Genomic DNA, 3,205 nt, shown 5'->3' with positions numbered 1-3,205 from the left:
GCGGGACCAGGAGGCCCAAGGTGACAAGGATCATACTGACGCACATGCCAATGGTCTTGCGTCTCACGGTCGCTTCTCCTTTTGGTTAATGGAACCTTGCCCAGGTCACATCCAGCCTTTCTCTTTGTAGTACCGCAGAGCGCCCGGGTGCAGAGGCGCGGAGAGTCCCGTGAGCATATCTTCGGGCTGAATGGACGCGAAGGCAGGATGCATATTGCGGAAGCGATCGAGGTTGTCGAAGACGGTCTTGACGATGTCGTAGACCACCTTTTCGGATACCTCCTCGCTGGTGACAAAGGTCGCCTTCACGCCGTAGGTCGGCACAGCCTTGCCCACACCTTTGTAGATGCCGCCGGGGATGGCCGTCGCAACGTAGTATGGATGATCGGCCACGAGCTTTTTGATACCAGGCGCATCAATGGGGATCATCCGGATCTTCGTATGTCTCGCAAGCTCTATGCCGGCGCCCCAGGGATTGCCCACAGTGTAGAAGAAGGCGTCGATCTTCCCTCTCCGTAGAGCTCGTACGGCCTCATCCACCACCAACTCTCGGTCGGAGATATCGTTCCACCAGTCCTCCATCCCGTAGATCCTGAGGACATCCACGGCGTTTTTCCGAAAGCCCGAGCCTGGATCGCCGATGTTCACCCGCTTGCCGCGGAGGTCGTTGACTGACCTGATGCCGGCATCGGCGCGTGCCACCAGCATGACGGTTTCAGCATGGATGCTGAACACGCTCCGGAGGCCCTCGTACGGCCTGCCCTTCCATTTCCCCTTGCCATTGTACGCCTGCCAGTTGATGTCGGACTGTGCGACGGCAAAGTGGTGCCAGCCTTGGCTCATGGCTTTGATGTTGGTGACTGAGCCGAGGGCCATTTGGCCACTGCAGGTATAGCCCTGACTGCCGAGCTGCTCCTTGACCAGTCTACAGACGCCCACGGCCACCTGATAGTAGATGCCGGTCACGGACCCTCCCCCGATCGCCAAGAACCTTTTCTGTGCGGAATTTGCGGGTCCGGCGGATCCCGCTATCCCCGCGGCGATCACGGCTGCGATAACCAGCGCGAGCGTTTTCTTCTTCACGGGCTACTTCTCACTTTCTGTATCCGTCGTCTGCGAAAGCTCCGTCCGTAATTGTGAACTTACAAGGTGGCAGAATAACAGCATTCGTCAACTGGGGCAAGCCTTCACAGGATTCTCTACGGTTTAGAAGGGCACCTATCCGAATTCAACTAACACCTAGTAATTTTACGAGGTTGCGTGAGGGCGGTTGCGAATAGGGTACGTTTTGGGGTCAGGACAGGTTTGCCGCGTCCTGCACACCCAAGTGTTGGAAGCTATCAAGGTGAAGGGTGGCCTTTAGAGCCAGAAAGCCAATACAAGAACCACGACGAAGGATGCGGGGAAGGCCCATCTGGACCACCGGTCGAGCCTCCTCGCAAGCGCTTCCTTCCCCCGCGCCGCGAGGGCGCCGCTCGTGACCGCCTTCACCAATGCGAGGAATACGAGGATCTGAGAGAGCTGAAGAAAGATATCCGCGCGCGTCGCGTAAGGGACCCGAGGCAAGAGACTTCCAAGCTGGAGATGGAAGAGTACGAGTATCACCATTACGGTCGCCGAGAGACCGACTTGGGCCGCCAGGAGAGTCGGATCGAGCCAAAACACCAACCAGGACATGAAAATAAACATCGTCACCGGAGCGATGATTTTAAAAAGGTAGACGGCGACATAACGCGTGGCTGGAAGTTCATAGCCGAAGCGGACGAGAAAGCGCTTTTGGGGCGAGAAATAAAAGTAGCCCGCCCGAGCCACCCAGGGACCAATGGACCAGTCGGCGATCGAAAGCGTGTCGGCCATACCTGTGGTTGTCTCGTCGACGTCGAATACCATCTCCTCGGGGCCATACTTTGCTGATACGATCGTGATCGGCAATACCTGGCGATCAAAAGGAAAATCACGGAGATTCAGGGGCGAGGAAAGATCCCCGTGAAATCTCTGCGCGTAGGTTACATTTCCCTGTGAGTCGATGTCGACAGTATCCGCCCATTGGTGGGAAAGATCCGCATGGTGGAGGAACAGGACGGCAGGGTGCCATACGTCGCCGAGCCCGAGCTTGCAATGGGCGACCGAGACACCGAGGGATTTGTCGACCAGGCGAGGGTCCTTCCACCGCAGCCCCAGAATAAAGTCTACGGTGAAGGATTGCGTGGCATCATTGATGCTTACGATGTCGAGAACATAGGCCCCCACCAGGACGCGGGTAATGCTCCCCTGTGGGTCGGGGCGCGTGGCAGCAATACCGGGAGGGACAGCACAAGACTTTATCTTTGTCGCCGCCGGTTGAGCCTTCGCGGCGACCGGAACGACCAACATGAGCGACACAATGAGCCGGAGCAACCAACGCACGGCGAACTCCTTTCTGACCCCAACGCCGATCCTCCAAGCGAATGACTGCCAGCTCCTCGCGTGTGTATCGTATCAAACTTCGTAGGCGGTCACCCGAAGCAGCTTCAGGGTCGGTAGCCTACTTCATCTCAGGCATCATTTCAAGATTCACAACCTGATGCGATGAAAGAGGAGGGGGGTCAAGCATCCGCGCTCTGTCGATGGAAATAGCTCCTTGCGTCCATATACAACGGCGGGGGGCAAAATCCATATACGACGGCACGGTTCTTTAACAACCACCCGTCATTTATGGTCTCAGGGGGCGTCAGCCGTTGCTACCACGCTGCTACCAGAACCCCCCGTACTAGGGGCACCCAAGAGCACCATCGAACGGTTGTCTTGGTCTCAATGAAGCGAGATTAGGTTCGCGGGCGAGAGAGGTCCGGTAAGCGTAAGCACTAGGCTCGGGTCCACTTCTACACCCCCCTCCTTTCATTGGTATTCCTGGCCTGCCTTTCTTCCCCCCATTACTGTCTTTCTGGCCTCCTGCTCGTACATCACGCTCATCACCAGTTCTTCGAAGGTGACGACTTGTCGCGGATCGAGTTTCTCGGCCATGGCTTACTTCCTCCTACGGTGCGCTCCAGATGACCTTTCCGGCCTTGGCCAGCCTTCAACTGGGGCTTCGAGTGGGGATCATGCCGGTAGCACGGTGGTAGCAGGGGCATGGAAGGACTTGATTTGCGGGGGCTGGTTGTTGGGGATCTGATTACCAATCAGCAGGTCCAAATCAGAATTCCCGCAACAATCTCCCCGCACC

3 protein-coding genes are annotated in these 3,205 nt (G+C 57.2%); all 3 read right to left on the bottom strand.

The features are described from left to right. Nucleotides 1–105 precede the first annotated feature (105 nt). The 3 genes from O6929_07890 to O6929_07880 all read right to left on the bottom strand — a co-directional run bounded on the left by O6929_07890 (nt 106) and on the right by O6929_07880 (nt 3,003). A complete protein-coding gene (locus O6929_07890; protein MCZ6480308.1) occupies nt 106–1,083 on the bottom strand; it encodes a TAXI family TRAP transporter solute-binding subunit in 978 nt (325 codons plus the stop codon). Between the two features lie 276 nt (nt 1,084–1,359). Then, nucleotides 1,360–2,406, bottom strand: coding sequence for a hypothetical protein (locus O6929_07885; GenBank protein MCZ6480307.1), 1,047 nt, complete (start codon nt 2,404–2,406; stop codon nt 1,360–1,362). Between the two features lie 471 nt (nt 2,407–2,877). Next, nucleotides 2,878–3,003 (bottom strand): hypothetical protein, encoded by a 126-nt coding sequence (locus O6929_07880; protein ID MCZ6480306.1) that lies wholly within the window; start codon nt 3,001–3,003, stop codon nt 2,878–2,880. Nucleotides 3,004–3,205: the final 202 nt, after the last annotated feature.

The organism is Candidatus Methylomirabilota bacterium (genome assembly GCA_027293415.1).
Lineage (GTDB): Bacteria > Methylomirabilota > Methylomirabilia > Methylomirabilales > CSP1-5 > CSP1-5.
This window is presented reverse-complemented; position numbering and strand designations above follow the sequence as displayed.

Coding starts and splice junctions, on each gene's coding strand:
- O6929_07880 (MCZ6480306.1), bottom strand. CDS start 3,003: ATGGCCGAGAAACTCGATCCGCGACAAGTCGTCACCTTCGAAGAACTG.